At 68.9% G+C, this 23,170-nt stretch carries 23 protein-coding genes, 2 tRNA genes and 5 pseudogenes; 15 read left to right on the top strand and 15 right to left on the bottom strand.

Going from position 1 to position 23,170, the window contains the following annotated elements:
- Nucleotide 1 precedes the first annotated feature (1 nt).
- Nucleotides 2-496 (top strand): DUF1003 domain-containing protein, encoded by a 495-nt coding sequence (locus ABD858_RS13985; RefSeq protein ID WP_345037190.1) that lies wholly within the window; start codon nucleotides 2-4, stop codon nucleotides 494-496.
- Between the two features lie 239 nt (nucleotides 497-735).
- On the opposite strand, the gene ABD858_RS13980 is transcribed toward ABD858_RS13985, so the two are convergent.
- Nucleotides 736-1,281 carry an RDD family protein gene (locus tag ABD858_RS13980; RefSeq protein ID WP_345037187.1) on the bottom strand — a complete coding sequence of 182 codons (546 nt, stop codon included), beginning with the start codon at nucleotides 1,279-1,281 and terminating at the stop codon, nucleotides 736-738.
- Between the two features lie 316 nt (nucleotides 1,282-1,597).
- On the opposite strand from ABD858_RS13980, the gene ABD858_RS13975 reads away from it, so the two are divergent.
- The 3 genes from ABD858_RS13975 (at nucleotide 1,598) to ABD858_RS13965 (ending at nucleotide 4,266) form a co-directional block, all read left to right on the top strand.
- Nucleotides 1,598-2,275 (top strand): RNA polymerase sigma factor, encoded by a 678-nt coding sequence (locus ABD858_RS13975; RefSeq protein ID WP_345037185.1) that lies wholly within the window; start codon nucleotides 1,598-1,600, stop codon nucleotides 2,273-2,275.
- A complete protein-coding gene (locus ABD858_RS13970) occupies nucleotides 2,272-3,369 on the top strand; it encodes a CU044_5270 family protein (protein WP_345037183.1) in 1,098 nt (365 codons plus the stop codon). Before ABD858_RS13975 ends, ABD858_RS13970 begins: the two co-directional genes overlap by 4 nt.
- Before the next feature lie 405 nt (nucleotides 3,370-3,774).
- Nucleotides 3,775-4,266: an SRPBCC family protein gene (locus ABD858_RS13965; RefSeq protein WP_345037181.1), complete on the top strand. Its 492-nt coding sequence runs from the start codon at nucleotides 3,775-3,777 to the stop codon at nucleotides 4,264-4,266.
- Between the two features lie 59 nt (nucleotides 4,267-4,325).
- Here the strand turns inward: ABD858_RS13965 and ABD858_RS13960 are convergent.
- Nucleotides 4,326-4,406, bottom strand: a tRNA-OTHER gene (locus ABD858_RS13960).
- Between the two features lie 90 nt (nucleotides 4,407-4,496).
- Here ABD858_RS13960 and ABD858_RS13955 point away from each other — a divergent pair.
- A pseudogene (locus ABD858_RS13955) lies at nucleotides 4,497-4,766 on the top strand (tyrosine-type recombinase/integrase); the annotation flags it as partial.
- Nucleotides 4,767-4,799: 33 nt separating this feature from the next.
- Here ABD858_RS13955 and ABD858_RS13950 read toward each other — a convergent pair.
- Nucleotides 4,800-6,311 carry a serine/threonine-protein kinase gene (locus ABD858_RS13950; protein WP_345037178.1) on the bottom strand — a complete coding sequence of 504 codons (1,512 nt, stop codon included), beginning with the start codon at nucleotides 6,309-6,311 and terminating at the stop codon, nucleotides 4,800-4,802.
- Between the two features lie 62 nt (nucleotides 6,312-6,373).
- Between ABD858_RS13950 and ABD858_RS13945 the strand changes: the two genes are divergently transcribed.
- Entirely contained in the window at nucleotides 6,374-6,520 is a 147-nt protein-coding gene (locus ABD858_RS13945) for a hypothetical protein (RefSeq protein ID WP_345037176.1), read from the top strand.
- Between the two features lie 147 nt (nucleotides 6,521-6,667).
- Here the strand turns inward: ABD858_RS13945 and ABD858_RS13940 are convergent, their stop codons facing one another.
- From ABD858_RS13940 to ABD858_RS13930, 3 genes are all read right to left on the bottom strand, one after another.
- Nucleotides 6,668-7,015, bottom strand: a complete 348-nt coding sequence (locus tag ABD858_RS13940; RefSeq protein ID WP_345037173.1) for a DUF6083 domain-containing protein — start codon at nucleotides 7,013-7,015, stop codon at nucleotides 6,668-6,670.
- Between the two features lie 741 nt (nucleotides 7,016-7,756).
- Nucleotides 7,757-8,635 (bottom strand): hypothetical protein, encoded by an 879-nt coding sequence (locus ABD858_RS13935; protein WP_345037171.1) that lies wholly within the window; start codon nucleotides 8,633-8,635, stop codon nucleotides 7,757-7,759.
- Nucleotides 8,636-9,211: 576 nt separating this feature from the next.
- Nucleotides 9,212-9,937, bottom strand: a complete 726-nt coding sequence (locus ABD858_RS13930; protein WP_345037169.1) for a TIGR03086 family metal-binding protein — start codon at nucleotides 9,935-9,937, stop codon at nucleotides 9,212-9,214.
- On the opposite strand from ABD858_RS13930, the gene ABD858_RS13925 reads away from it, so the two are divergent.
- Together ABD858_RS13925 and ABD858_RS13920 are read left to right on the top strand one after the other, a co-directional pair.
- Nucleotides 9,903-10,715: a DUF6597 domain-containing transcriptional factor gene (locus tag ABD858_RS13925; protein ID WP_345037167.1), complete on the top strand. Its 813-nt coding sequence runs from the start codon at nucleotides 9,903-9,905 to the stop codon at nucleotides 10,713-10,715. The two genes, ABD858_RS13930 and ABD858_RS13925, sit on opposite strands and share 35 nt — an antisense overlap.
- Nucleotides 10,716-10,970 (top strand): annotated as a pseudogene (locus ABD858_RS13920) (tyrosine-type recombinase/integrase); the annotation flags it as partial.
- 237 nt (nucleotides 10,971-11,207) lie between these two features.
- On the opposite strand, the gene ABD858_RS13915 reads toward ABD858_RS13920, so the two are convergent.
- Nucleotides 11,208-12,470 (bottom strand): IS701 family transposase, encoded by a 1,263-nt coding sequence (locus tag ABD858_RS13915; protein WP_425586195.1) that lies wholly within the window; start codon nucleotides 12,468-12,470, stop codon nucleotides 11,208-11,210.
- A gap of 83 nt (nucleotides 12,471-12,553) precedes the next feature.
- Nucleotides 12,554-12,778, bottom strand: a pseudogene (locus ABD858_RS13910) (IS982 family transposase); the annotation flags it as partial.
- Here ABD858_RS13910 and ABD858_RS13905 point away from each other — a divergent pair.
- Nucleotides 12,776-12,970, top strand: a pseudogene (locus tag ABD858_RS13905) (tyrosine-type recombinase/integrase); the annotation flags it as partial. The pseudogenes ABD858_RS13910 and ABD858_RS13905 sit on opposite strands and share 3 nt — an antisense overlap.
- Before the next feature lie 20 nt (nucleotides 12,971-12,990).
- Here ABD858_RS13905 and ABD858_RS13900 read toward each other — a convergent pair.
- The 3 genes from ABD858_RS13900 to ABD858_RS13890 form a co-directional block, all read right to left on the bottom strand.
- Nucleotides 12,991-13,066 (bottom strand) — tRNA-Arg (locus ABD858_RS13900).
- Between the two features lie 430 nt (nucleotides 13,067-13,496).
- Entirely contained in the window at nucleotides 13,497-14,921 is a 1,425-nt protein-coding gene (locus tag ABD858_RS13895) for a flotillin family protein (RefSeq protein ID WP_345037165.1), read from the bottom strand.
- A gap of 54 nt (nucleotides 14,922-14,975) precedes the next feature.
- Nucleotides 14,976-15,482, bottom strand: a complete 507-nt coding sequence (locus tag ABD858_RS13890; RefSeq protein ID WP_345037163.1) for a hypothetical protein — start codon at nucleotides 15,480-15,482, stop codon at nucleotides 14,976-14,978.
- A 391-nt stretch (nucleotides 15,483-15,873) separates the two neighbouring features.
- Between ABD858_RS13890 and ABD858_RS13885 the strand changes: the two genes are divergently transcribed.
- Complete coding sequence (locus ABD858_RS13885; RefSeq protein WP_345037160.1) at nucleotides 15,874-16,056, top strand: hypothetical protein; 183 nt, start codon at nucleotides 15,874-15,876, stop codon at nucleotides 16,054-16,056.
- A gap of 27 nt (nucleotides 16,057-16,083) precedes the next feature.
- Here ABD858_RS13885 and ABD858_RS13880 read toward each other — a convergent pair whose 3' ends face one another.
- The gene (locus ABD858_RS13880; protein WP_345037158.1) at nucleotides 16,084-16,356 is read right to left on the bottom strand and encodes a winged helix-turn-helix domain-containing protein; all 273 of its coding nucleotides are present in this window, start codon (nucleotides 16,354-16,356) and stop codon (nucleotides 16,084-16,086) included.
- A 183-nt stretch (nucleotides 16,357-16,539) separates the two neighbouring features.
- Here ABD858_RS13880 and ABD858_RS13875 point away from each other — a divergent pair, with 183 nt between their 5' ends.
- Both ABD858_RS13875 and ABD858_RS13870 read left to right on the top strand, forming a co-directional pair.
- Nucleotides 16,540-16,878: a hypothetical protein gene (locus tag ABD858_RS13875; RefSeq protein WP_345037156.1), complete on the top strand. Its 339-nt coding sequence runs from the start codon at nucleotides 16,540-16,542 to the stop codon at nucleotides 16,876-16,878.
- Nucleotides 16,878-17,261 (top strand): hypothetical protein, encoded by a 384-nt coding sequence (locus ABD858_RS13870; protein WP_345037154.1) that lies wholly within the window; start codon nucleotides 16,878-16,880, stop codon nucleotides 17,259-17,261. Before ABD858_RS13875 ends, ABD858_RS13870 begins: the two co-directional genes overlap by 1 nt.
- A 271-nt stretch (nucleotides 17,262-17,532) precedes the next feature.
- Here the strand turns inward: ABD858_RS13870 and ABD858_RS13865 are convergent, their stop codons facing one another.
- Nucleotides 17,533-18,816 (bottom strand): M6 family metalloprotease domain-containing protein, encoded by a 1,284-nt coding sequence (locus ABD858_RS13865; protein ID WP_425586194.1) that lies wholly within the window; start codon nucleotides 18,814-18,816, stop codon nucleotides 17,533-17,535.
- 121 nt (nucleotides 18,817-18,937) lie between these two features.
- Between ABD858_RS13865 and ABD858_RS13860 the strand changes: the two are divergent.
- Nucleotides 18,938-19,253: pseudogene (locus ABD858_RS13860) on the top strand (MFS transporter); the annotation flags it as partial.
- A gap of 34 nt (nucleotides 19,254-19,287) precedes the next feature.
- On the opposite strand, the gene ABD858_RS13855 reads toward ABD858_RS13860, so the two are convergent.
- Nucleotides 19,288-19,800, bottom strand: coding sequence for a MarR family winged helix-turn-helix transcriptional regulator (locus tag ABD858_RS13855; protein ID WP_345037152.1), 513 nt, complete (start codon nucleotides 19,798-19,800; stop codon nucleotides 19,288-19,290).
- A gap of 112 nt (nucleotides 19,801-19,912) precedes the next feature.
- Between ABD858_RS13855 and ABD858_RS13850 the strand changes: the two genes are divergently transcribed.
- Both ABD858_RS13850 and ABD858_RS13845 read left to right on the top strand, forming a co-directional pair.
- Complete coding sequence (locus ABD858_RS13850) at nucleotides 19,913-20,698, top strand: dioxygenase family protein (RefSeq protein ID WP_345037149.1); 786 nt, start codon at nucleotides 19,913-19,915, stop codon at nucleotides 20,696-20,698.
- Between the two features lie 416 nt (nucleotides 20,699-21,114).
- The gene (locus ABD858_RS13845) at nucleotides 21,115-22,119 is read left to right on the top strand and encodes a sigma-70 family RNA polymerase sigma factor (protein WP_345037147.1); all 1,005 of its coding nucleotides are present in this window, start codon (nucleotides 21,115-21,117) and stop codon (nucleotides 22,117-22,119) included.
- A 73-nt stretch (nucleotides 22,120-22,192) separates the two neighbouring features.
- On the opposite strand, the gene ABD858_RS13840 is transcribed toward ABD858_RS13845, so the two are convergent.
- A complete protein-coding gene (locus ABD858_RS13840) occupies nucleotides 22,193-23,170 on the bottom strand; it encodes a helix-turn-helix transcriptional regulator (RefSeq protein WP_345037144.1) in 978 nt (325 codons plus the stop codon).

The following is a 23,170-nucleotide window of genomic DNA, read 5'->3' as shown; positions in this document are numbered from 1 at the left end:
CATGACGTCCCACCCCGACGGCCCGGTGGGCGGTTCCCGGCCGCGCCCGATCATCCATCTGTCCCATGAGCAGGATGTCTTCGCCCGCGGACGCGGCGTGCAGGACCACATCGCGGACGCGATCACCGCTTTCGCCGGATCAATGGCTTTCGTGTACGTGCACATGCTCTGGTTCGCCGGCTGGATCGCGGTGAACGAAGGCATGTTCGGGCAGTCCGTGGTCTTTGATCCCTACCCCTTCGGGCTGCTCACCATGATCGTCAGTCTGGAGGCGATCTTCCTGTCGACGTTCGTCATGGTGAGCCAGAACCGTCAGGCCGCGCGCGACGCGATCCGCGCCGATCTGAACTTCGAGGCCAGCGTGCGTTCGGCGGTTTGGTCGACGAACATGGGGCGTGCCATGGGTCTGGACCCGGAAGAGATCGAGCGGCAAGCGCATGAGCTCATGGCAAAGAGCCGGACCAGGATGGAAAAGGACATGAAGCATCCAGGGTGAGTGCGCTGCGTTCAAGGGGAGGCAGCGTACGAGCCGGCCCCGGAGTGGGAGATGCGGCCTGTCGTAGGCTCCGTGCGTTTAGTGCTGTGGCCGGAAAGGTTCACCGGCTCGCGCCCCCCGGCACGGCACTTCGCTGCGTTGTCGAATCGCGCGAGTACGGCCAAGTACGAGCTGCGATCCTCCGCCTTGCGATGCACCGCACCGGACGCCGCGAGCTTCCCGGCAAACCTTTCCGGCCACTAGGGCGCGCTTCTTGCAACGACAACGACGCTGTTGGCCGCCTTGTCGTGCAGGCACTGCTGGAACGGCTTGTCCCACAGACACCACAGCACGTTGACCAGCCCCAGGAACGGCACGAACCCCATCAGGAAGCTGGTGAACCAGCGCAACCACGCGCCTCCGAAGGAGAGGTCCTGCCCGTCGTCGAGCCGGGCGACGCGCAACCCGCAGATCCGCTTGCCGAAGGTGGCACCGGACCTCCAGAGCATCACGGGTTCGTAGCAGAGAAGGACCAGCCCGATCCCGGCATACCCGACCACCCCGGTAACCATTCCGATGAGCTCGTTGTCCACCGTCAGGTTCTGGATCAGGATGACCAGACCGGCAACGAGCAGCAGGGCGAGCACTATGAAGACCGCGTCCAGAAAACGGGCGGCGAGCCGCGCCCCCTGGTTGCCGAGGGCCTCGGGAGGCGGGCCCACCACAGGAGGCACGGCCGGCGGAGGGTACGTCGGCTGCCAGTATCCGTAGGACTGATGCGGGGGCGGGGACTGGTGCATGCTCATGCGTGGTCCAGAGATCGTCAGAGGGGTCCTGAGCGTGAGGTGCTGCTGTGACGCGAGCCGTCTGTGATCCGTGGGGCAACCGGACCGAGTCACACTGACTGGAGGGTTCCGGAGTCGGGCCTGTGCGTCAACGCCGCGCGAGTTTTTGGTACTTGACCCCTGGCCGTGGATGCCGAGCCTGTTGTGCGCGCCCCGGGGAATGTGCAGTTCGCCGTGGGCCCCGTCGAGCTTGGAAGGCACATCAAGGCCATAGCGTGGCGCAGGTCACAGGAAGTCGGTGCGGGGTGCCGGACAGCTCATTGAGGTGAGCACTCATATGCGTACCCGGGTACGGGCCGGGGAATCGACCGCGTTCGCTGAGCTCTTCGACAGCTACTCTCGCGCGGTCTACAACCACGCCTTCCGGTTGACCGTCGACTGGTCGGCGGCCGAGGACGTGATGGCCGCGACCTTCATGGAGGCGTGGCGGCTGCGCGACAAGGTCGACCCCGAGGGCGGCTCCCTGCGGCCCTGGCTCTTGGGCATCGCCACCAATACGGCGCGCAACCAGTACCGGAGCAACCGGCGGTACCGGGCGGCGGCCAACGCCGCCGCGGCGGCCGAGCTGTCGGTGGCCGACCACGCCGACGATGTGGCCGACCGGGTCGACGACCGGCGGCGACTCGCGGCGGCTCTCACCGCACTCGCCGCGCTGCGCAGACCGGAGCGCGAGGTCATCACGCTCTGCCTGGGGGAGGGTCTGGACTACGAGGCAGCGGCGGAAGCGCTCGGGATCCCGGTCGGAACGGTCGCTTCCCGGCTCTCCCGGGCCCGCAAGAAGCTGCGAGTGCTGGCCGGAGCCGAATCGGCGCGCCCCTTTGCCGAAGCCGTCCGCCCGGCAACCGAAACGGCGCGCAAGAAAGTGCGCAAGAAACGGGAAGGCGGCCTCGTCGGCCGACAGACAAGAGGCGATCACGCAAACGCGATCCGGCCCGCACAGGAAGGAAACCGATGAACGCGAACACGTCCCGGCAGAATCCGGCCGAGGGGGACGAGAGCGCACAGCTCCTGTTCCGGACAGCGCGTGACCTGCCGACGGGCCGCCACCAGTTCCACAGGGAGCGTCTGATGGACCGGATTCACAACAAGCAGCAGGAAGAGCGCACGGCGACGGCAGCCCCCCCGAAGGCACGGCGTTTCCGGCTCCCGCGTGCGGCGATCGCGCTGCCCGCAATCGCGGCCGCTGTGGCGGGGGTGGTCGTTGCCGGGCTTGCGATGTCCGGCGGTGGCGGAGCCAAGGACGGCGGCGTCGCCACCGGACCGGCCCTGACCACCCAGATCGGCGCCGCGACCACCAAGGGCGTGCCCCAGTTGCTCGACCAGATCTCGCTGGCGGCGGCCGACGGGTCCCACCCGGCCGTCAAGCCCGGCCAGTACATCTACATCGACTCCAAGACGGCCGACACCTCCCTGAAGACCGTCAACGGCAAGACCACCGTGGCCGTCAACGAGCTGCACCGCCGCCAGGTATGGACGTCCCCGGACGGCACCAAGGGCTGGCTGATCGACCCCACGGTCAACGAAAGCCCCGAGGGCGAGACCCTGAGCCTCCCCGACGAGCAGGGCAACGCACCGAAGGCGCACCTGAACAGTCCGTCGTACGACTACCTGGCCAAGCTCACCACCGACCCCGACGAACTGCTGGCCAAGATCTACAAGGAGACCAAGGGGCACGGCAATTCCCCCGACCAGGAGGCGTTCACCACCATCGGGGACCTGCTCGGCGAGAGCTACCCCCCGGCCGGGCTCTACTCGGCACTGTTCAAGGCCGCCGCGAAGATCCCCGGCGTCGTCGTGGTACAGGACGCGGTGGACGCGGTGGGCCGGCACGGAGTGGCGGTGGCTCGGCTCGACGAGACCAGCGGTCGGCGCGAGGAATGGATCTTCGACAGGAAGACCCATGTCTTCCTCGGCCAGCGCACCGTCCAGGTGCGGAAGAACAGCGGTGAGGACGCCCCGATCAAGCCCGGCACGGTGATCTACACCAGCGCCATCATGAACCGGGCCGTCGTCGACAGCATGAAGCAGAGTCCGTCGCAGGCCGGTTGACACGTCCCGCAGACACTCAGCCGTACAGGCCGGCCCCTTTCAAGCGCAACAGCGCGCACGGTCTCCTTCCCGGTCGAGCTGCTCGACGAGATCACGCGCCACCTGGAGCAGTTCGCCGAGCCTGGTCGTGAGGCACATGTCTTCGTCGGGCCCCTGAGCGGGCCGGCTCGGGAAGCTCGTGTGCTTCGGTCTTCGCTGCCTTGCCGACCTGGGGCGGAACGGTGTCCCCGGCTGGTTGGCCGCCGGCCCGTTGCCCGCTGTTCCCCGTGGTTCCCCGCACGATCCGGGACGCGTCCGGCATGTCTGTCGTCGGCTCCGGGGCCGGGCTCTCATCAGCTGTACTGACCCGCAAGGCCGCCCTCCGCCGGGGTGGGGAACTTCTGCCCCGGCGGTGGGAGGATCACCGTGCCACCGCGCCGTATCGAGGAGGGGCCCGAGGTGCCGTCCACCGAGCTGAAGCACACGTTTCGGATCGCCGCGCCGCCGGAGGAGGTCTTCGCGCACCTGGCCGAACCGTTGCACTACGTCGGCCTGTCGCCGCTCCTCGTCGCCGTCCGCGACGTGCGCCGCAGCGGCGGGACCGTGAACTACACGGCCGTGGAGCGCTTCCGGTTCCTGGGCGTCCTGCGGCACGACAACATCATCGATGTCACGCTCATCGCCGTCCCGGACGGCCTCCCGCACTCCGCCGAGATCTCCGGCGAGGTCCGCAGCCCCGGCCGGGTCCGCATGAGCTACCGCTTCGCCATCGATCGCCACGAGGCCGGCAGCGTCGTCACCGACACCCTGCACCTGCGGACGCCCCCGGGCCTGCTGCGCTTCGCCGCCTCTCAGGCGGGAGCGGTCCAGCAGGCCCGGGCCCGTGCTCTGACGGCCCGCCTGGCCCGGCCCGTCTGAATGGCCTCCACGCGGGCCGCCCGGTGGTGAACGCGGTACGGAGGGTCGATCCTGAACGCCCCCCTTGGCAGGATTCGAACCTGCGACACCCGCTTTAAGGGGTTCGATCACAGGTCTGTTGGGCCGCAGCAGACAAGGCCGGTGCGGGGCATGGTCTTGTTCATTGCCGTACGCCATGCAACGCGGCTGTCTGCGGTCGTTGATGTCAGCCGGCGTGCCCGAGGCTTTCCATCACGCCCCGGAACGTCTACCGCTCCTTCACCCGCGTCGCTGCCTCCGCCGGCCTTCGTGTCATCCGGTTCCACGACGCCTGGCACGGCTGCGCGAACCTGTTCACTTCGGCCGGGGTGGCGCCTCGGGTCGTGATGGAGAGCCTCGGGCACAGCCAGATCAGCATCACGATGGACGTGTACACGCACGTCGTGCAGGGCACGCAGCGCGAGGCCATGAGCCACATGGACCGGCTGCTCAGGAAGAGGCGCCACGCTGGGGCCCGCTGAGAAGCTGAAGGCGAAGGGCGATGGTGGCGCTGGTTAGCCGAGTCCGAGTGTGTAGAGGAGTTCAAGTGCCGGTCCGGCGAATTTGATGTCCCTGCCGGCGAAGCCACCGATGAGGTACGCCGCGTATGCCGTCGCCAGCGGGACGGTCAGGTCGAACGGCCTCCAGGGGCGGGCGCCGCTGGAACGGAGGAAGCGGCGTGCCAGGAGAAGCACGGCCGTTGCCAGGAGGGCGAGGAAGGCGGTGAAGCCGGCTACGTAGACCTGTTCCGCGGACGTTGCGCCGGACAGGTCGCTGACGAGGCCGATCGTGCCCGTGTCCAGCCAATCCCGTGGGTCGAGCCACCCGGCAGAACTGAACCACTTCTCGGCCGCCGGGCCGACGGTGGGGAGGAAGTGCAGGCTCGTTCCGAAGACGATCGCCGGGTAGACGACGGCCAGGCCAGCCAGAGCGATAGCCAGGCGGGCGTTGCGTCGGGCGACACGCGCGCGGCCGGATGCCGGGGGTAGTGCGCCTTCGCGTGCCGATGTCCGCGCTGTGACGGGCTCGGGCGGAGCGGTGACAGCTGGTCGCGCTTCCGCGGTCTGTGTCGACGCTTCGTGCCGGTGGTCCGACTTCGGGTCGAGGACCGTCGCCGGGTGCGGCGCCTCTGCCTGGCGGCTGTCTTCTTGGAGTGCCCGCTCCACTTCGACGCTCTGCCGTTCGATATCGCGGCGGATCGGGGCAGGAAGCCACGGCTCCGGCGTGCCTGCCGGTCTCTCGAGCTCGTCGATGAGATAAGAGAGCGGCTGTCGCAGGCTTGGGTCCTTGGCCATGCAGAAGACGATGAGCGTTCTGAGCTTCCCGGGGATCCCGTCCAGGTCGGGGTACTCGTTGAGGGGCGCGTTCCATCGGTCCCTGCTGCCTCCGAAGGGACGCCGTCCGGTCGCTGCGTACGCGAGCACCGCGCCGAGGTTGAAGATGTCCGATGCCTTCTGGGCTCTGCCGCCCGACAGTTGCTCCGGCGCCATGAACCCCGGGGTGCCCGGTGTCTGGCCGGTGACCGTGAGCATGGTGTCGTCGGCTGTGAACGCGATCCCGAAGTCGAGCAACCGGGGCCCGGTGGCCGAGAGCATGACGTTGTCCGGTTTCAGATCACGGTGGATGATGGTCGTCTTCTCGTGCAGGTCTCTGAGCATTCTGGCCAGTCCGAGCCCGAGTACCCGGCAGCTCGCTTCGGGCAGTGGCCCGTACGTCTCGACGGCCTGCCGCAGTGAGGGGCCGAGAACGAATTCCGTCGCCATCCAGGGGATCCGCGCCGCGGGGTCCGCTTCCTCCACCGTGGGGCCTCCCACGCGCGCAGCCATGTTTGCGGCCTTCACCTCACGGACGAACCGCGTGCGAAGCTCCTTGTTCCGGGCCCCAGCCTCGTTCATCGTCTTCACAGCGACAGGGCGGCCGTCGGCTGTGCGGGCCAGGTAAACGCGCCCCATGCCGCCAGCTCCCAGGCGTCTGAGAATGGTGTAGGCCCCGATGATCCGAGCGTCTTCCGGCTCAAGGTGTTCCACGTGCTCCCCCTGGCGAGTACACGGCCTGACTTGACGGCGTATGCACGAGGATGCCACCGCAATTGCCTAGGGCGGGAGTTGAAACCTGGAAGCGTGAGAAGTGGGGGACCGCCTGGCTGGAGACCGGCCGCCTCTTCACGCGGGAGAACGGGGAACTGCTCCACCCGGCCAACGTCACCCGCCGCTTCATCGAGCTGTACAAGGAGTGAAGCCCCAGTTTGGAAGATCGCGTATGCGGATTCCGGCCGACCTGGCAAGACGCTGACCTGGGCAGGAATCGATGGGCGGCCGCCGTTCCCCGTGATTCCCCGTGCCGACCCTTCGGAACGGGCACGCCGGGGGCACGGCACGCCGGCCTACGGCTCGTCCTCGTCCTGGACGCACAGCATGCGGTGAGCAGGAACCACCAGCTCGCTGAGCAACGGATCGATGCCCCGCAGTCGGACGGCCACGAGATCGACGACCATGCTCGAATGCCGGGCGTACCGCTTCATGAGCCGCCAGCGATAGCGGGCCGGCACGTTCTTGGCAGGGAGCTCTGCCGTGGCCAGACTCACCCATCGGTCGTAGTTGGTCGGGTAGAGGCGAACCGGGGCTCCGCAGTCGTCACACGTGGGCGGCTCGATCAATGACACGTCGTCAGGGCCAGGCTCGGGCAGCGGAGGGGCCGTGGCGCCCTCGTCCTCGGCAAGGTCGTTGGCCACCCTGTTCCAACAGGGATCGCAGAGTACGGCCAAGAGGTTGATCCGACCACGTGTGCGCACGGTCGGGTCTTCCGTGTAACAGACTTGGCACGCTGTCCAGCGAATGTCCCCTGTCGCCCCCATGTGTTCGAGTGTGAGCGGACCTGAATGGGTCGTGATAGGTCGCGATTTGGCCTCATTGGCAGGGTTGAGCCGCGACCCTCGTGGCTGACGACCGCTGCTTTGTAGGCCTGGCGCCGCCCGCGGACACATCCTCACTGGTCAACACCCGCACGGGGCGCTGAGGCCGCCAACGGTCATCCACGCGGCTACGCACCTCGATTGACCGTGGCTGACCGCTCGATCCGGCACGGCTGTGGCACACGACCTCTTCGTCCCGAACGAATTTGGCTGGGCGCTCGACCTTGGCCGGCTGTTCCTCTCACCTGCGACGCTGGTGCACAGACGTCCGCGCTTGTCCGCCGCTGTACGTCGGCGTTGTCACGCAGTTGGACACTCACCCGGGGATGCGATCCGGCGCTTAGAAGATGCGGGCAACCGGTGCTCTCCCAGGCCTGGACCCCGATCCTGATTCCGCCTGGCGCTGCCCTCATCCGTGGACGTTCGGCCGCGTTGCCGTCAGCACTGCCGTCACAGCCGCATGCGACCTTGCTCCGCGATCGCGCGGCCACACAGACTCACTGCGCCAGCAGTCGACCATAGGGGGAGTGTGGAGACGGTGACGGTCGCTGCGATCCCGGATCAGGCGCCGAACAGCGCGGCAGAGAAGTAGATCAGCAGGTAGGCTGCCGTGGCGATCGTCACGGGCACTCCGAGGAACAGCCAGGCCAGCAAGTGAAGAGTTTTGACCCATGGGTCTTTCCGGCCGATCGCGCGCTCGGGTCTGGCGGGGTCGTACGTGATCTCGATCCGGTCTGGCTCGTGGCTCACGATCCTGCCGTCGCCACGGAATTTATGCGCCGCCCCGGTCACGTCGGTGAAGGCGTACACCCGGGTGCCCGGGCTGGCGTCCGTCGACCCGTACTCGAAATCCTCGTACGTACCGACAACGGTTATGCCACGACGCCGCAGTATCCACCACACCACCAACGCGTTCCACGTGCTGTAAGCGACCGCGCACCCCGCCAAAAACGCCGCGAAGCATGCAGCCCACACCGTCATGAGCTCCCCGTCCCTCCGCAGGCCGGGCAGCACCAGCCCAAGAACGAAGACTCCGGCGAACACCCCGGCGACTGCCCGCTCACGCGGCGACCAGAGCCGCTCCTTGACCACCAGCGGGGTGGCTGACGTCCTTACCAGTACCGCGCCGTCGAAGCACCGCTCCGCCTCGTCCCGCTCGGGAATGGCCGAGTTGACGGCATGTGCAAAAGCCGTGACGGCCTCGGCGCTGCTGGATCGGATCGCGTACACCGCCGTCGCATCAGCCTCGGCGGAGCCCGAGGTCAGCACGATCTCGGCAGTCCGTTGTTTCGCCCCGCTGACACGAACTGTCTCGACCGCCATCAGCGGAATCATCAACCGGATCCCCGACCGGTCCAGCAGAACGGCATTCTTCGTCAAGCGTGCGATCCCTCGTCTGCCGTGCAGCACCAGTTCAGGCAGAGCCTCCTTGTTGCTCACAGCCGCGACTATGGCAGGGCTCGGGGGCGAGCGCAGCCCCTTCTGGGCTGGCTTCGTGCGGTGCGTGCAGAGCGTGTGGTCCCAGAGGGAAGTGCGCGTCGGCCTTGCCCCTCGATGCGAACTACCGGCACGGCGGTCAGTAAGGTCTACGGGGCTGGCCGGCCTGGCACTGAGGGGCGGTAGCGATCGATTGCGGTCACCGCGGTTGCTGTACTCGCTGCTGTACAGCACCGGGCCCGTACGGCACCCTCAACTCACGGCTCAACGGAGGGCAAATGCCATGGACACCGCCGTGATCAAGCCCGCTACCAGGAAGACGACGATGAGCGCCACGAAGGCCAACAGGATCTTCATCATCGTCCGCAAAAGGCCGCTCAACGCTGCGGCGGTCCAATGTCGTTGACGTCAACTGTGGATGCCAGATCGCCCTCTCTTCCGCTCAGGCCCAGGCTGCAAGATCACGTTTTGGTCCGAAACGGGGCGGTGGCGCGGCAAGGGAACCTGCCACCGCCAGGTGAAACGGCCCCTGACCAGGTAAATCGGCCAGGGGCCGTTCTCGTGCTTGCTGCCAGTCCATCACCGTGGTTCCCCGCCGTTCCCCGCTCGATCTGGTGCAGCTGTGGTGCGGTCAACTGGGCGCTTCCACGACGGGTCACGGCCCGCTAGTCCCAGAGCGCGTTCAAAAAGCGGCGCGGTCGGCGGCACGCTCACTTCGGGGCCGAACACCCCGTACTGCCTGGCCATCTCGGCTTTCCCAGCGATGTCCTCGTACAGCGCTGTCGCGAGTTCGTCGTCCACGTTCAGCTTTTGCCCGGTGGCCACCGCCAGGTCCCAACCGTGGAGCAACCACTCGCCCAGCACGATCCCACCGATGAAGCGGGCCGGCATCCGCCCGCTCCCGGTCAGCGCCGTCTCGCCGGCCCAAGCCTCCGGAGCGCTCCAGACGGCGGCGGTCGCCGCCGTCTGGGCGGCATACGTCTCGGCCCAATCCGGCTCCGCGGTGAAGTCATGCCCCTCCGTCACCTCATCCGGAGCCTGCGGGGGCCGCTTCAGGCCCGCGGCGTGCCCTCGCACGCCGGTGAAGAAGATCAGGTGATTCAGGAGTGCACCGACCTTCAGCTCCGGACACGGTGTGTGCCCGTCGAACGCGTCCGGCCCGATCCCTCGGACGATGTCCACCGCCGATTTGGAGGCTCGGGCCATCACAGATCTGATCTCCACGTCATCCCTTCCCTGCTTGCCCTCAGGCACGGTAGACAGGACGACGATGACGGGTATTGAACAAACGCGACAGCGGGTCATCCTCGACCCGCGCACCGCGGCTGAGCGGTTCCGAATCGACCACGAGCCGACCCCGGCGGATCTGACCCCATTCGTGGACGGTTACTGGATCCTCCGCTGGGACTTGACCGAACCACACCGGCAGCAAGTCCTCACCCACCCGGTGGTCCACCTCACCTTCATCACCGGCGGGCAGGCCCAAATCACAGGCATCGTCAGCGACACGTTCACCCGAGAGATCTCTGGCACCGGCCGGGCACTCGGTCTGCGATTCCGACCCGGCGGCTTCCGCCCCTTCCTCACTGCCCCGGTGTCCACCCTCACCGACCGAGTCCTGGACATCGAAGAGATTTTCGGCCCGGCGGCGCGGGCAGCAGCAGACGCCATCATCACTGAACCCTGCGTGCCCACCGCGCTCCACCTCGCAGCCACGCTCCTGCGCGACTTCCGCCCCACGCCTGACCCTGCCATCGATGAGGCGGCCAGGCTGGTTGAAACGATCAGCACCGACCCTACTGTTCTACGCGTGTCCCAGCTGGCCGCGATCGCCGACATGAGCGTGCGCCGGCTGCAGAGGCTGTTCGCCGAATACGTCGGCATCGGACCCAAGTGGGTGATCCGGCGAACCCGCATGCAGGAAGCCGCCGCACGTGCGGCCACCGACCCGCAGGACTGGTCCGCTCTCGCCGCCGAACTGGGCTACGCCGATCAGGCGCACTTCACCCGCGACTTCACCGCATCCATAGGGACCTCCCCGGCGAGGTACGCGTCTTCGGCGGGACGCCGGAGCGACTCCTGACTGCGGCGGAGTAACTTCCGGGACGACTGGGTCAAGGCCCGGAAGGCTGCGGGCGTCACGGCCAAGCTGCACTTCCACGATCTTCGGCTGGCCTCGACGGCCGGTGCCAGCACGCGGGAGCTGATGACGCGCATGGGGCACAGCAGCTCCCGGGCCGCACTGATCTATCAGCACATGACCAGCGACCGGGACCGGGCCATTGCGGATCGGCTCGGGGCCATGATCCGCAACAGTGGAGGAAGCGCTCCCGCCTAGGAGTGTCCTGAAGATCTTGGAATCGCGCCCGGCTTGCACTGGTTCATGGCGATTGACATTTACTGGCAATCCGGGGCGAGTCAGGCGGTTGGAGCAAGATCTTCATCGGTCTTCTAGTAGGGCTTTGTTAGGTTCTGTGGTGGGGTTTGGGTGTGGGGGCGGGTTGGCCGCATATCGAGCAGGCGCCGGTCCAGGTGGCCAGGAGTTTCTGTAACGCGCGGAGTACCGCGTAGAGGGTCAGGCCGGCGCAGGGGCTTTTGGGTTGATTCGCAGCAGGGTGCAGAAGGCCTGGGCGAGGGAGACGAGGGTCACGTGTCGGTGCCAGCCGAGGTAGCTGCGGCCTTCGAAGTGGTCCAGTCCGAGGCCGTCTTTGAGTTCGCGGTAGTCGTGCTCGACGCGCCAGCGGATCTTCGCGATGCGGACCAGTTCGCGCAGTGGGGTGTCGGCGGGCAGGGTGGACAGCCAGTAGTCGGTGGGCTCGGCGGAGTCGGGCGGCCATTCGGCCAGCAGCCAGCACTCGGGCAGTGAGCCGTCGGTGGCGCGGCGGATGGTGCGGTTGGCCGGGCGGACCCGCAGGGCCAGGAACTGTGAGCGCATGGCGGCACGGGGGTTGTTCTTGGTCGTCTTGGTGCCGTGGCGCCAGGTGACGGTCCGCGCGGCGCCGCGTCCGGTGGCCAGGGCCAGCGCCCGCAGGGTGGTGTGCGGCTGGGGGTAGGCCGGCCCGGGCGGGCGGCCGGTGCCGCTGTAGGGCGGGCGCTCGGGGAACGCATCACCGGGGTAGCAGGTGGTGCTGCCCTTGACCGCCACCGCGTAGGCCAGGCCGCGCTCGGTCAGCCCCTCACGGAAACCGGTGGCATCCCCATAACCGGCATCGGCGACCACCGGCAGACCGGGCAGCTCCCACTCTTCGCGGGCCTCGTCGAGCATGTCCAGGGCCAGGCGCCACCTCTCCCGGTGCCGGACCTGGTCGGGGATGCCCGCTCTCGTGCGCCGGCGTCTGATCGCCTCCGCCAGCAGCGCATCCCCGCTGTTCTTGGCGTCGTCCCAGCTCTCGGGAAGGAACAGCCGCCAGTCGACCGCCGCCGAGGCGCGGTCGGAGACCAGGTTGACGCTGACGCCGATCTGGCAGTTGCCCCGTTTGCCCAAAGCGCCGCAGTACATCCGGGCCACCCCCGGGGAGTCGTACCCGTCCTTGGGAAAGCCCACATCGTCGATCGCGTACGCCTCCGGGGCGATGTGCGCTGCGGCCCATCGGGCCACCCGACGGCGGACCTCGGCGTAGTCCCAGGTCGAGGACGACACGAACTGCTGGAGCTGCTGGTGGTCCACACCCAGGCGCTCGGCCATCGGCTGCATCGACTTGCGCTTGCCGTCCAGCATCAGCCCGCGCATGTACAGCTCGCCCTTGGCCCGCTGATCCCGCCGCTTGAGCGAACCGAGCATCTCCGCCGCAAACGCCTCCAGACGCGGGCGGACCACATCCATCTCCTCAGGTGTCACACCTGACAGAACATCACACCGTAGCCCAAGAGGACCAACGAGCCCACCTAACAAAGCCCTACTAGATGATCAATTCCAAGGGGTCAGTGATCGTATGAGGTGAGCGAGCGGAGGGTGGTCTCTCCGGTGTGGTCGTTGTGCCAGATCGCGGCGGTCAGCGCGAGTACTCGCTGCATGATGCGGGCGGCGACACCGCGGGGCGTGCGCCCTCGGTGCTGTTCGAGGTTGAGCTGTCCCTTGAAGGTCTCGTTGACCGACTCGATGACCTGCCGCAACGGCTTGAACAGGGATCCGCCGGGCCGCCCGGCTGCGCCACGCTGCTGACTGCGGCCGGCGTTGCGCCGCGGGTCATCATGGAGATCCTCGGGCACAGCCAGATCGGTATCACGATGGACGTGTACACGCACGTCGTGCACGACACCCAGCGGGAGGCGATCAGCCACATGGGCCGGCTGCTCGACTGCCGTCAAATGCTGCCGTCAAAACGGCCCGAACCATGATCGGTCCGGGCCGTTTTGGCTGGTGCCCCCGGCAGGATTCGAACCTGCGACACCCGCTTTAGGAGAGCGGTGCTCTATCCCCTGAGCTACGAAGGCGGGGCTTGTCGAAACCCTCCGCGGAGACCCCAGTGGGGAATGCCGGGGCGGGATGAGACAAACGCCCTGGTCAGGCTCCCTCTCGGGGCTGCCGGGAGGAGGTCCGGAGGGACGCTTTCCCGGGGCAGCTGCCCTGAAGGTCGACTGACCGGTGACAGCCTAGCGGATAGGGCTTGCGGTGGTCGCCCCCGTTGCCACTGCGTGCGGCCGGGGATTTGTGTCATGCCCTCTGACCTGGGAAGTTCCAGCGGAGTGTGCCGGACGGGCGGTCGGTGCGATCAGGCTGTCGGCAGCGGGCGGGCGACTCGGGGGGTGCGGGACCGCGGCGTAGGCGGCGGCGAGCAGCGCCGCCGTGGCCAGGGCCAACTGCAGCCCCGCATGCACCTTGAAGCTCCTTCTCATGCCGGCCGTCCCCCGTCGGAGCCGTGTCTCAGTCGGTGATCTCGACCGGCGTGCCCGAGGCAGCCGGGCCGGGTTCGGGTGCCGGCTTTGCCCCGGTGATTCCCTGGAGGAGGGAGGCGAGGTCGACTCCGGTGGCGGAGGTGAGGAGCTCCATGCCCTGGGTGACGTTGTCGGTGACCGTGCGCGAGAGCTTGGTCGCTCCGTCGGTGGAGATGACGGTCATCTTGTCGATGGCGGCGAGGGGTTCGGCCGCCTTCGCGACGACCTGCGGCAGGACCTCGACGAGCATCTGCAGGACGGCCGCGTCGCCGTACTGCGCGAAGGCGTCGGCCTTCTTCTGCATGGCCTCGGCCTCGGCGGTGCCCTTGGCGGCGATGGCGGTGGCCTGGGCCTCGCCCTCGATGCGTACGGCCTCGGCGAGCGCGGCGCGCTGGGCCTTCTCGCCCTCACCGGTCAGGCGGGCGCGTTCGGCGTCGGCCTCGGCTTCCTTGACCAGGGCGATGCGGCGTGCCTCGGCCTCCTGCTCGGCCTGGTAGCGGGCGGCGTCGGCGGGCTTGCGGACCTGGGTGTCGAGCTGGCGGTCGGTCAGGGCGGCCTGGCGGGCGGCGACCTTCTCCTGCTCGCTGAGGATGTCCTGCTGACGGGCGGCCTCGGCGAGCGGGCCGGCGGCGTTCGCCTGGGCGGCCGCCTCGTCCGTCTGCGCCTTGATCTCGGCCTGCTTCAGGTAGAGGGTCCGCTGCGCGATCGCGATCTCCTCCTCGGCCTTGAGCCGGGCCTGCTCGGCGGCACGGCGGGCGACGGCCTCGGCGATGTCCGCCTCCTGCTTGGCCCGGGCGGCCTCGGGCCGGCCCAGGTCCTCCAGGTAGGAACCCTCGGTGGTGATGTCCTGGATCTGGAACGCATCCAGGACCAGGCCCTGACCCGAAAGGCTGGCCTCCGCCTCCTCCGCCACCTGTCCGGCGAAGGCGGCCCGGTCGCGGATGATGTCCTCCACCGACATCCGGCCCACGATGGAGCGCAGGGCGCCGGAGAGTACTTCCTGTGTGAAGCCGACGATGCCGTCCTGCTGCATGAGGAACCGCTGGGCCGCGGCCCGGATGGAGTCCTCGGTGCCGCCGACCTTGACGATCGCGACGCCCTCCAGGTTCGCCTTCACCCCACGCAGGGTGACCGCGCCCCGGACGGCGACGGGGATGTGCCGGCTGGACAGGTCGAGGCTGAACTTCTGCTGCACGAACGGGACGACGAACACACCGCCGCCGACCACGACCTTCTGGCCGCTGTTGTCCGTGTAGACCCGGCCGGTGGCGGGATCGGTGGCCGTCTTGCCGCGCCGTCCGGTGATGATGAACGCCTCGCTGGGACCTGCGACCTTGTAGCGCGTGATGACGACGAGGCCGAGCAGGACGACGAGGACGACGATTCCCACCACGGCGGTGAGGACAGGGCTCATGAAGAAACCCCCTTCGATCGGAACTGAGAGGAAAGAACTGAACGTGACGGCCGGTCAGTGCTCGACCGGCCGGACGGACACGGATGTCGGGGAGAGCAGCGCCTCGACCCAGACCTCCGTGCCCCGCGCGACCGGGGCGGCCGCCTTCGCCGCGTACTTGGTGGGCTGACCGCCGGGATAGAGCAGGACCTCCCCGTACCCGTCTGCCGGGATCGCGGTGATCACCGATCCGGTCGTGCCCGTCAGGTCCTCGCCCCGCGGTGCGGGCGCGGTACCGTCACGCATGAGCGCCCGGCTGAACCGCCAGGTCACCCACCCCACGACGCTCCCCGCGACCACGCCCGCACCGGTGGCGACCCCCGCCCCCGTACCGGTCGTGCCGAGCACGATCGCCCCCGTGAACCCGAGAGCCGACACGAACCCGGCGATCACCGGCAACGACAGAAACCCGTCCAGTCCCCCGCCGAAGCCGTCGAGGACCCCCTCCATCACCCCGTCGAGGACGAGGGACAGGACGAGGAGCACGAGACCCACGATGCCGAGACCCAGAAACCAAGCCATGTCCCCGCCCCTTCGGCCGCCGTGCGATTTCCGCCGTCCGATGGATGGTTCCACTGATCCGTACAGAAGTTCACTGCCGGGTTCCGGCAGTCTTTACGTGCTCTTGATGCCGTCTTCGCGCTACGACGGCACCGCCTTGGGGGTGTGTTCCGATGTCGTCGGCCTGCGCGCCCTGATCCGCGATGAAGACCAAGGCTGACAAGTCCACCTGGAAGGGCGAGAACGCCTCCGTGACGAAGGGGTTCGTCACGCAGACGGCCAAGGAGTTCAGCGACGCCGTCACCGAGGCCGAATCCGTCCGAGATCTCCTCAAGGATGCCCATACCCGATCAAGTCGGCGCAGAGCGACCTCAAGGCCACCTACGAGAACCCGCAGGGCTGCCGACTGCTGATGAACAGGAAGCGCCTGGTGCTGCCTGCCGTGCTCGTGGCGGCCGTCGTCGCCGCGGTCCAGCTGTGGCCCAGCACGCTGAAGGACCTTCGGGCGAGGAATCTGTGCCTGGGGATGCCGACAGAGGGGACCGCAGGCCGCCCCGAGAGGCGGCGGGGCGTGTGGGCGAAGTCCGCCGAGTAGCGATACGGCAGCGTAGGAACGGGACCGTCAGCCAGCGGTCCCGTTGTCGTTCTCCGGGGCGTTGACGGGGGATTCCGGTGTCCCGATGACGTACGTCCCCTTCGCGGGCAGAGTTGCGACGAGGCCACGCTTCCGCAGTTCGACGACGGCGCGTCGAACGGTGCCGATGCTCACGCCGTAAATGTCTGTCATGGCCCGCTCGCCGGGCAGCGCTGCCCCCTGCGGCAGCTTGCCGGACGCGATGTCGGCGGCGATGGCATCCGCAAGTTTCACGTACTCGTAGCGGGGGAGATCGGTCATCCCTCCACGGTGATGCACCATGACGCACAACGCAGAGGTAGAACGCGTCCTGCCGCGTCCCGACGCGGTATGACGGAGGGGGGTGCAGGGGGACGCGGTTGCCGGTAAGGTCGAAACGACAAAGACCCCGGCGAGGTGGCTAGACCTCCCGGGGCATGGCCAACGCTGACCAGGAGCGTCGACGTGCACGACCTTATCCGCCGCCTCGCCCATTGGCTGAGCCTTCTGCTCGGCCCCGGCACGGGAACCCACCGCGCGGGCGACCCCCGTCCCCGCCCCCACCGTCCCGCACACCTCACCCCCAGCCCCGCCGACTCCGTGTGCCTCCCCTTCCACTGCTCCCCGTACTGCCTGCACCTTCCCCTCGACGGCACCGAGACCCGGCTCGTTCGCCCCTACCTCGCCGCCCACGAGCAGGAACAGGCGCGTCAGCGGCGCCGCCGTCTCACTCTCGTCCTCGCAGCCGACTTCGGGGTCGACCTCGACCAGCACGTGATCGGCGCGGAGAAGGTGGCGGCCTGATGGATTCCCTCCCCACGCTCCGACTGCTGCCCTGGCTGTCGCCGGACGGCAAACCCTGCTTCCTCGCCAACGGCAGCGAGGGCGGCTACCTCTCGCGGCTGGCCGACGAGACGGAGGCCCTGCAACTGGCCGAGGGCCTGGAGGTGCTCGTCGAGGCCCGGCGGGTACTGGGCGACCTGCTGTCCCCGCACGCCGAGGTGCGCTACGCCGCGATCCGGCTGTCCGAGTGCCTCGCCGACGTACTGCGCGTGGCGGAGTCCCGCGGCCCACGCCTCCCCCCGCCGCGTGCCGAAGACACCGACGACACCGATGACGGAGAAGACGTCACCGGCCACGAGACCGGCAGCGGGATCGGCGACCGCGCCCCGGGAGCGCGCTCATGAGCCCCCGCGCCGTGTACCGCTGCGCCCGCACACCATCCGGCGAGCCAATGTGGGCCTGTGGTGACCGTCCGTTCCTGGTCGCCGGGAGCGGGACGTACACGTAAGGCGAGTTCTTCGCGGCGGCCTGCGCACTGGCCGGGCGGCTCACCGGGACGTACGGTTCGGGGTCCGGTGGCCGGGCACGGTGCCGGAGCGTGTGCTCGTAGGCGAGCATCCGCTGCCCCGCCATCCCGCCGGAAAGAATCCTGGAGCGGGAGCCCAGGGGTCCCGTTCAGGAGCGTGTGACGCGCACCCGGTAGTTGCCGGCGGCGTCCTTGCCGGTGACGGCTATCCGTATGCCGTGCTCGCTGTCGGTGAAGGAGTCGCCCGGCAGGTAGGTGGCGTCGGACAGTTCGGCATGCACATTGGGCTGCCGGGTGCAGCCGCCGCTGTCGCGTGTGCTGTCGGATATCTTGACCGGCCCCTGCCCGGTGTCGACGCCGGTGTCCACGCGGTAGATGAGGACGCCGGGTTTGCAGACCGCCTCGTCGTTGCCGGCCCGGGTGCGTACCTCGGCGACGTAGCCGGACCGGTCGGACAGCGGTACGACGGCGAGTTTGGCGCCGCCGCGTACGGGGAGCGGGCTGAGGAGGTGTTCGCTGGTGCCGTGCCGGGCGGCGCAGCTGATCTGGTGGTTGTCGAGCCAGCCGAGCTTCCATTTGTGCCAGCCCAGCATGTCGTTGTTGGCCCCCCAGTCCTCGGACATGATGTCCCAGTGGCCGACCGCGTCGCCGCCGTCCGAGGTGTAGAGGTCCGGCAGCCCGAAGACGTGGCCGTTCTCGTGCGGCAGCACCCGGAAGCCGGTTTCGCCGTACGAGCCGGAGCCGTCGTCCTGGCGGCTGTAGATGAAGGACGCGTTGGAGAGCGGGACGCCGTCGGCGTACGGGGCTTCTCCGTTGCCGGAGAAGGTGACGGACAGGACGGTGTCCAGGGCGGAGGGCCCGGCGTTCGGGGTCACCAGTACGTTGACCAGGTCGTATGCGCTGAAGTCGACCTTGGGGTCGACGGTGGTGACGATGTCCTCGACCATCTGCCGGTAGCCCGGCTCGTAGGGGGCGCCGCGGTCCAGACCGTATGACGCGAAGGGGAGGGGCATCCGCACCCAGTTCTTGATCGGGGCCTCCGGGCGGTAGACGAGCCGGCCGTACGAGCTGGTCCTGAACCATCGGGAGGTCTGAGGGAAGAACTCCGCGAACCGTGCGAGCGCCGAGCCCTTCCCGGGCACGTCAGGGAAGTCGATCATGAGGTTGAGGGCCCGGACCTCGCCCGTGGAGCGGGAGTAGCCGGACAGGGTGGGCATACCCTCCGACATCTGCACGCCGACGGTGCCGGCGATCCGGCAGGGACCGAGTTTCGACGCCGCGGTCGCGGCCACGGGTCCCGCGGTGGACCGGGGGGTGGGCGTGAGGGTGGAGCCCGCCGAGGTGACGGCGGAGAGGATGAAGCCCATGAGGGCGGCGGCTGCGGCGCAGCGACGGGGCGCGCGGGGTGTGCGTATCCGGGGGCGGGTCCGCATAGAGACGCCTTCCGGTCCACGGCAGTCGGCCGTTCCGTACTGCTCCCTGCTGATCACCCTCGGACGAAGGGCGCGCGGGCGCGCGCTGGGTGGCCCGATCGTGGGCTCTCGGGTGTGAGACAACACCTTGCAGCAGGTGGGCGGTGCCGTCGGTACGGCGCTGCTGAACACCGTCGCCGCCTCGGCCACCACCTCGTACCTGACCTCGCACGCGGCGGACGGCGTCGACCCGAAGCTGCTCCAGGCCCAGGCGGAGGGTGCACGGCTACTCCAGCGCCATCTGCTGGGCGGTCGGCATCCTGGTGGTTTCCGCGGCGATCGCGGTGACCTTCCTCGACGCCGGTCGCCCGGGGGCCGCCGCGGCCGGGACGGGCGAGGCGGACGCCGCCACCGGGGCCGTCGAGGACGAGACCAAGGTCCCGGTCGTCACGCACTGACGTACACGACACGGACCTGCCCTGGTTCCGCTGCTCAGCGGAGCCAGGGCAGGTCCGCGTTCGCGTCCTTCGGCTGGAGGCCCTCCGCCAGTACGCGCATGATCTCGCCCAGTTGCCGCAGCTGCTCCGGGTTGAGCCGGTCGAACATGGCCTGACGCACGGCGGCGACATGGCCGGGTGCGGCCTTCTTCAGCACGGCGAGACCCTCGTCCGTCAGGGACGCGAACTGGCCGCGCTTGTCGGAGGGGCATTCCTCGCGGCGCACCCAGCCGTACTGCTCGAGGCGCGCGACGGCGTGCGAGAGCCGCGACCGGGTGATCTTGACATCCTTGGCCAGCTCGGTCATCCGCATCCGCCGCCGGGGTGCCTGGGAGAGCTGGACCAGCAGTCCGTAGTAGATGTGCGGCATCCCGGAGTCGCGCTGCAGCTGACGGTCGAGATGGTCCTCGAGGAGCGTGGTGGCGTGAAGGTAGGCGCGCCAGACGCGCTGTTCCTCGTCGGTGAGCCAGCGCGGCTCTTCCGCGCCCGCGGACTGTGCGGTTGTCATGTCACCACTGTACGGCGGCTTCTTGAAAATTGAACTAGACGGATTTATCGTGGATTCCTGAAAGCTTGAGACTTAAACAAAGTCTCCGACCGCACCACCGACGGGAGCCGCCATGAACGCCCGGGCCATCGAGCGCATGCCCGCCCTCTACCTCTCCCATGGCGCCCCGCCGCTCGCCGACGACCCCGTCTGGCCCGGTGAGCTCGCCGCCTGGTCCGCGGACCTGCCCAGGCCGCGCGCGATCCTCATGGTCTCCGCCCACTGGGAGGAGGCGCCGTTGGCCATCGGCGCCACCACGAACGTTCCGCTCGTGTACGACTTCTGGGGCTTCCCCGAGCACTACTACCAGGTGCAGTACGCCGCCCCCGGCGCCCCCGGGCTCGCCGACTCCGTGCGGAAACTGCTGCGCCGCGCCGGTGCGCCCGTACAGGACATCCCGGACCGGGGCCTGGACCACGGGGTGTACGTGCCGCTGGTGGAGATGTTCCCGGCCGCCGACATCCCCGTGCTCCAGATCTCCATGCCGACCCTGGACCCGCAGAAGCTCCTGGAGATCGGGCGCCGGCTCGCGCCTCTGCGCGACGAGGGCGTACTGATCGTCGGGAGTGGCTTCTTCACCCACAACCTCGCCGCGCTCCGCCAGGCGGCGCACGGCGTGCCCGCCTGGTCGGTGGAGTTCGACGACTGGGGGCACCGGGCGCTGGACTCCGGCGATATGGACGCGCTGCTCGACTTCGAGCGCAAGTCCCCGGCCGGCCGGCTCGCCCACCCGCGTACCGAGCATTTCGCCCCGTTGTTCGTGACGCTCGGTGCGGCGGAGGGGGACCTCGGGGCGCAGCGCAGCGTGATCGACGGGTTCTGGATGGGCCTCGCGAAGCGGTCGGTGCAGTTCGGCTAGGGCGTGTTTCGAAAGTAGCGTCGTCCGCCCGGAGGGCGGGGTCGGGGGCGTCTGGTGCGTGCGATCGCAAGGCGGAGGGAGGAGAGCGCAGCGGGCTGCGCCGACGACCGACAACGCGGCGAGCGTGCGTGCCGGGCGTTCCCGACCAGGCGGGACTTTCGAAACACGCCCGGGGGTGTCCGGCGTGATCCGCCGGACACCCCGGGGCGCGCAACCCGGACGCGGTGCGGGGCGTCTTCAGAGGTGGCCCCGCTCGCGCCCTGGCGTGCGTCTGTCGCCCATGCGGCGGCGCAGGGTACTGCATGATCCCGAAAATGATGGCTTCTGTGGGAATTCTGTCCCGATTCCAGTCGTTGTTTCCGTCGGATGCAGTACACCCGAATGGGTGTAGCGACCCACTCAGCAAGGGAGCACGCATGGCAACCCGCGCCGTCGCCCGTCGTAAGTCCCCCGCCCTCGGGGTGAGCAGCGACACGGCAAGCAGTGTTCGTGCCGCAGGCGGCGACATCGCCGACCGCGACCTGGTCGGCATGTATCTGGACGAGATCGCGCGTACGCCGCTGCTCGACGCCGCGAAGGAGGTCGAGCTCTCCCAGGTCATCGAGGCCGGGGTGTACGCCCGGCAGATCCTCGACGGCGAGGCCGAGAGCGAAGCGGCCGGTGCCTCACGCGAGGAACTGGAGATGCTGGTCGCCCTCGGCGAGCGCGCGAAGGATCTCTTCATCCGTTCCAACCTCCGCCTTGTGGTGGCCGTCGCGCGGCGCTATCCGCGCAGCGGACTGCCGCTGCTCGACCTGATCCAGGAAGGCAACGCCGGTCTGGTGCGCGCGGTCGAGAAGTTCGACTACACCAAGGGCTTCAAGTTCTCTACGTACGCGACATGGTGGATCCGCCAGGCCATCACCCGGTCCATAGCCGACCAGTCCCGTACGATCCGGCTCCCCGTCCACCTCGTGGAGGAGCTCGGCCGGATCCGGCGTGTGCAGCGCGAGTTCAACCGCGAGCACGGCCGCGAGCCGGAGCCCACGGAGATCGCCACCGAGCTGGGCACCTCCGAGCAGCGGGTGACCGACGTACTGGACTGGGCGCGCGATCCGGTGAGCCTGAACATGTCCGTGGACGACGAGGGCGAGACACAGTTCGGCGATCTGCTGGAGGACACCTCCGCGGTCTCGCCCGAGCAGTCGGTGATGTCGCTGCTGCGCAGCGAGGAGCTCGACGGCCTGATCGGCAAGCTCGACCACCGCACGGCCTCGATCATCCGCATGCGGTACGGCATCGAGGACGGCCGCGAGCGCACGCTCACGGAGGTCGGCAAGGAGCACGGCCTGACACGCGAACGGATCCGTCAGATCGAGAAGCACGCCCTCCTCGAACTCAAGCGCATGGCACGCGACACGGGCTTCGACGCGGCGGCGTAGCGCCCCCGGCGCGATGCGCCACCCCGGTCGGACGGGCACCAGCCCGTCCGGCGTCCGAGGCCGGGGCACCGCTTCACTCCTGTGCTTCGGTTCGTGCCGCGCGGACCAGACGGGCCCCCAGGGCCGACAGGTACTCCGTCAGCTCCACAGGTGCGTGGACCGTGAACTCGCAGTCCACCAGCGCCAGTCGGAGTCCGAGCCATTCCAGGGAGTCCGTGGCGGTCGTGCGCAGCCGGCACCGGTCGGGGCCGAGCGGTTCCGGCGCGCCCAGCGAGCCGGGGAGGCGCGCCGCCACGAACTTCGCGGGCGCCTCGAAGGTGACGTCCAGATCGAGCACGGGCTGGATCCGGGTCAGCGAGCGCCGGAGGAGCTCGGACGCACTGCCGGCCGGCACCTCGCGGGGCGCGAACCGGGCGCCGGTGGCGAAGGGGTCGGCGACCCGGTCGACCCGGAACGTACGCCAGTCCGCGCGGTCGAGGTCGTACGCGACGAGGTACCAGCGCCGTCCCGTGGACACCAGCCGGTAGGGCTCCACCTGCCGTCGGGTCTCCGTACCGTCGCCGGAGACATAGCCGAAGCGCAGCCGTTCCTGCCCGGTGACGGCGGCGGCCATCACGGTCAGCGTGTGCGGGTCGACGGTCGCACCGTCGCCGCCCCAGGCCAGCGGGGTCGTCGCCGCCTGGAGCATGGCGACGCGGTGCCGCAGCCGGGACGGCAGTACCTGTTCCAGCTTGGCCAGGGCCCGTACGGACGCCTCCTCGACGCCCTCGACGGCGTGCCCGGCCCCGGCGCGCAGCCCGACGGCGATGGCCACGGCCTCCTCGTCGTCGAGGACGAGCGGCGGCATGGCCTTGCCTGCGACGAGCCGGTAGCCGCCTTCCGCGCCCATCGTGGCCTGCACCGGATAGCCCAGCTCACGCAGCCGGTCGATGTCGCGGCGGATGGTGCGGCGGCTGACGCCGAGGCGTTCGGCGAGTTCGCCACCGCCCCATTCGCGCGGGGTCTGGAGGAGCGAGAGCAGGGTGAGGAGCCGTGCCGGGGTATCCGTCAT

The sequence above is a fragment of the Streptomyces sannanensis genome (assembly GCF_039536205.1).
Classification (GTDB): Bacteria; Actinomycetota; Actinomycetes; order Streptomycetales; family Streptomycetaceae; genus Streptomyces; species Streptomyces sannanensis.
Note: the sequence above shows the minus strand (reverse complement) of the source record. Positions and strands in the feature narration are given on the sequence as shown.

Excerpts from the sequence above, each read along its gene's own strand:
- ABD858_RS13880 (WP_345037158.1), bottom strand. The coding sequence starts at position 16,356 with ATGACCGATCTCCCCCGCTACGAGTACGTGAAACTTGCGGATGCCATC.
- ABD858_RS13930 (WP_345037169.1), bottom strand. The coding sequence starts at position 9,937 with ATGACCCGCTGTCGCGTTTGTTCAATACCCGTCATCGTCGTCCTGTCT.
- ABD858_RS13925 (WP_345037167.1), top strand. The coding sequence starts at position 9,903 with ATGACGGGTATTGAACAAACGCGACAGCGGGTCATCCTCGACCCGCGC.
- ABD858_RS13985 (WP_345037190.1), top strand. The coding sequence starts at position 2 with ATGACGTCCCACCCCGACGGCCCGGTGGGCGGTTCCCGGCCGCGCCCG.
- ABD858_RS13885 (WP_345037160.1), top strand. The coding sequence starts at position 15,874 with ATGAACAGGAAGCGCCTGGTGCTGCCTGCCGTGCTCGTGGCGGCCGTC.
- ABD858_RS13855 (WP_345037152.1), bottom strand. The coding sequence starts at position 19,800 with ATGACAACCGCACAGTCCGCGGGCGCGGAAGAGCCGCGCTGGCTCACC.
- ABD858_RS13845 (WP_345037147.1), top strand. The coding sequence starts at position 21,115 with ATGGCAACCCGCGCCGTCGCCCGTCGTAAGTCCCCCGCCCTCGGGGTG.
- ABD858_RS13890 (WP_345037163.1), bottom strand. The coding sequence starts at position 15,482 with ATGGCTTGGTTTCTGGGTCTCGGCATCGTGGGTCTCGTGCTCCTCGTC.
- ABD858_RS13840 (WP_345037144.1), bottom strand. The coding sequence starts at position 23,170 with ATGACGGATACCCCGGCACGGCTCCTCACCCTGCTCTCGCTCCTCCAG.
- ABD858_RS13870 (WP_345037154.1), top strand. The coding sequence starts at position 16,878 with ATGGATTCCCTCCCCACGCTCCGACTGCTGCCCTGGCTGTCGCCGGAC.
- ABD858_RS13850 (WP_345037149.1), top strand. The coding sequence starts at position 19,913 with ATGAACGCCCGGGCCATCGAGCGCATGCCCGCCCTCTACCTCTCCCAT.
- ABD858_RS13865 (WP_425586194.1), bottom strand. The coding sequence starts at position 18,816 with ATGCGGACCCGCCCCCGGATACGCACACCCCGCGCGCCCCGTCGCTGC.
- ABD858_RS13980 (WP_345037187.1), bottom strand. The coding sequence starts at position 1,281 with ATGAGCATGCACCAGTCCCCGCCCCCGCATCAGTCCTACGGATACTGG.
- ABD858_RS13975 (WP_345037185.1), top strand. The coding sequence starts at position 1,598 with ATGCGTACCCGGGTACGGGCCGGGGAATCGACCGCGTTCGCTGAGCTC.
- ABD858_RS13895 (WP_345037165.1), bottom strand. The coding sequence starts at position 14,921 with ATGAGCCCTGTCCTCACCGCCGTGGTGGGAATCGTCGTCCTCGTCGTC.
- ABD858_RS13970 (WP_345037183.1), top strand. The coding sequence starts at position 2,272 with ATGAACGCGAACACGTCCCGGCAGAATCCGGCCGAGGGGGACGAGAGC.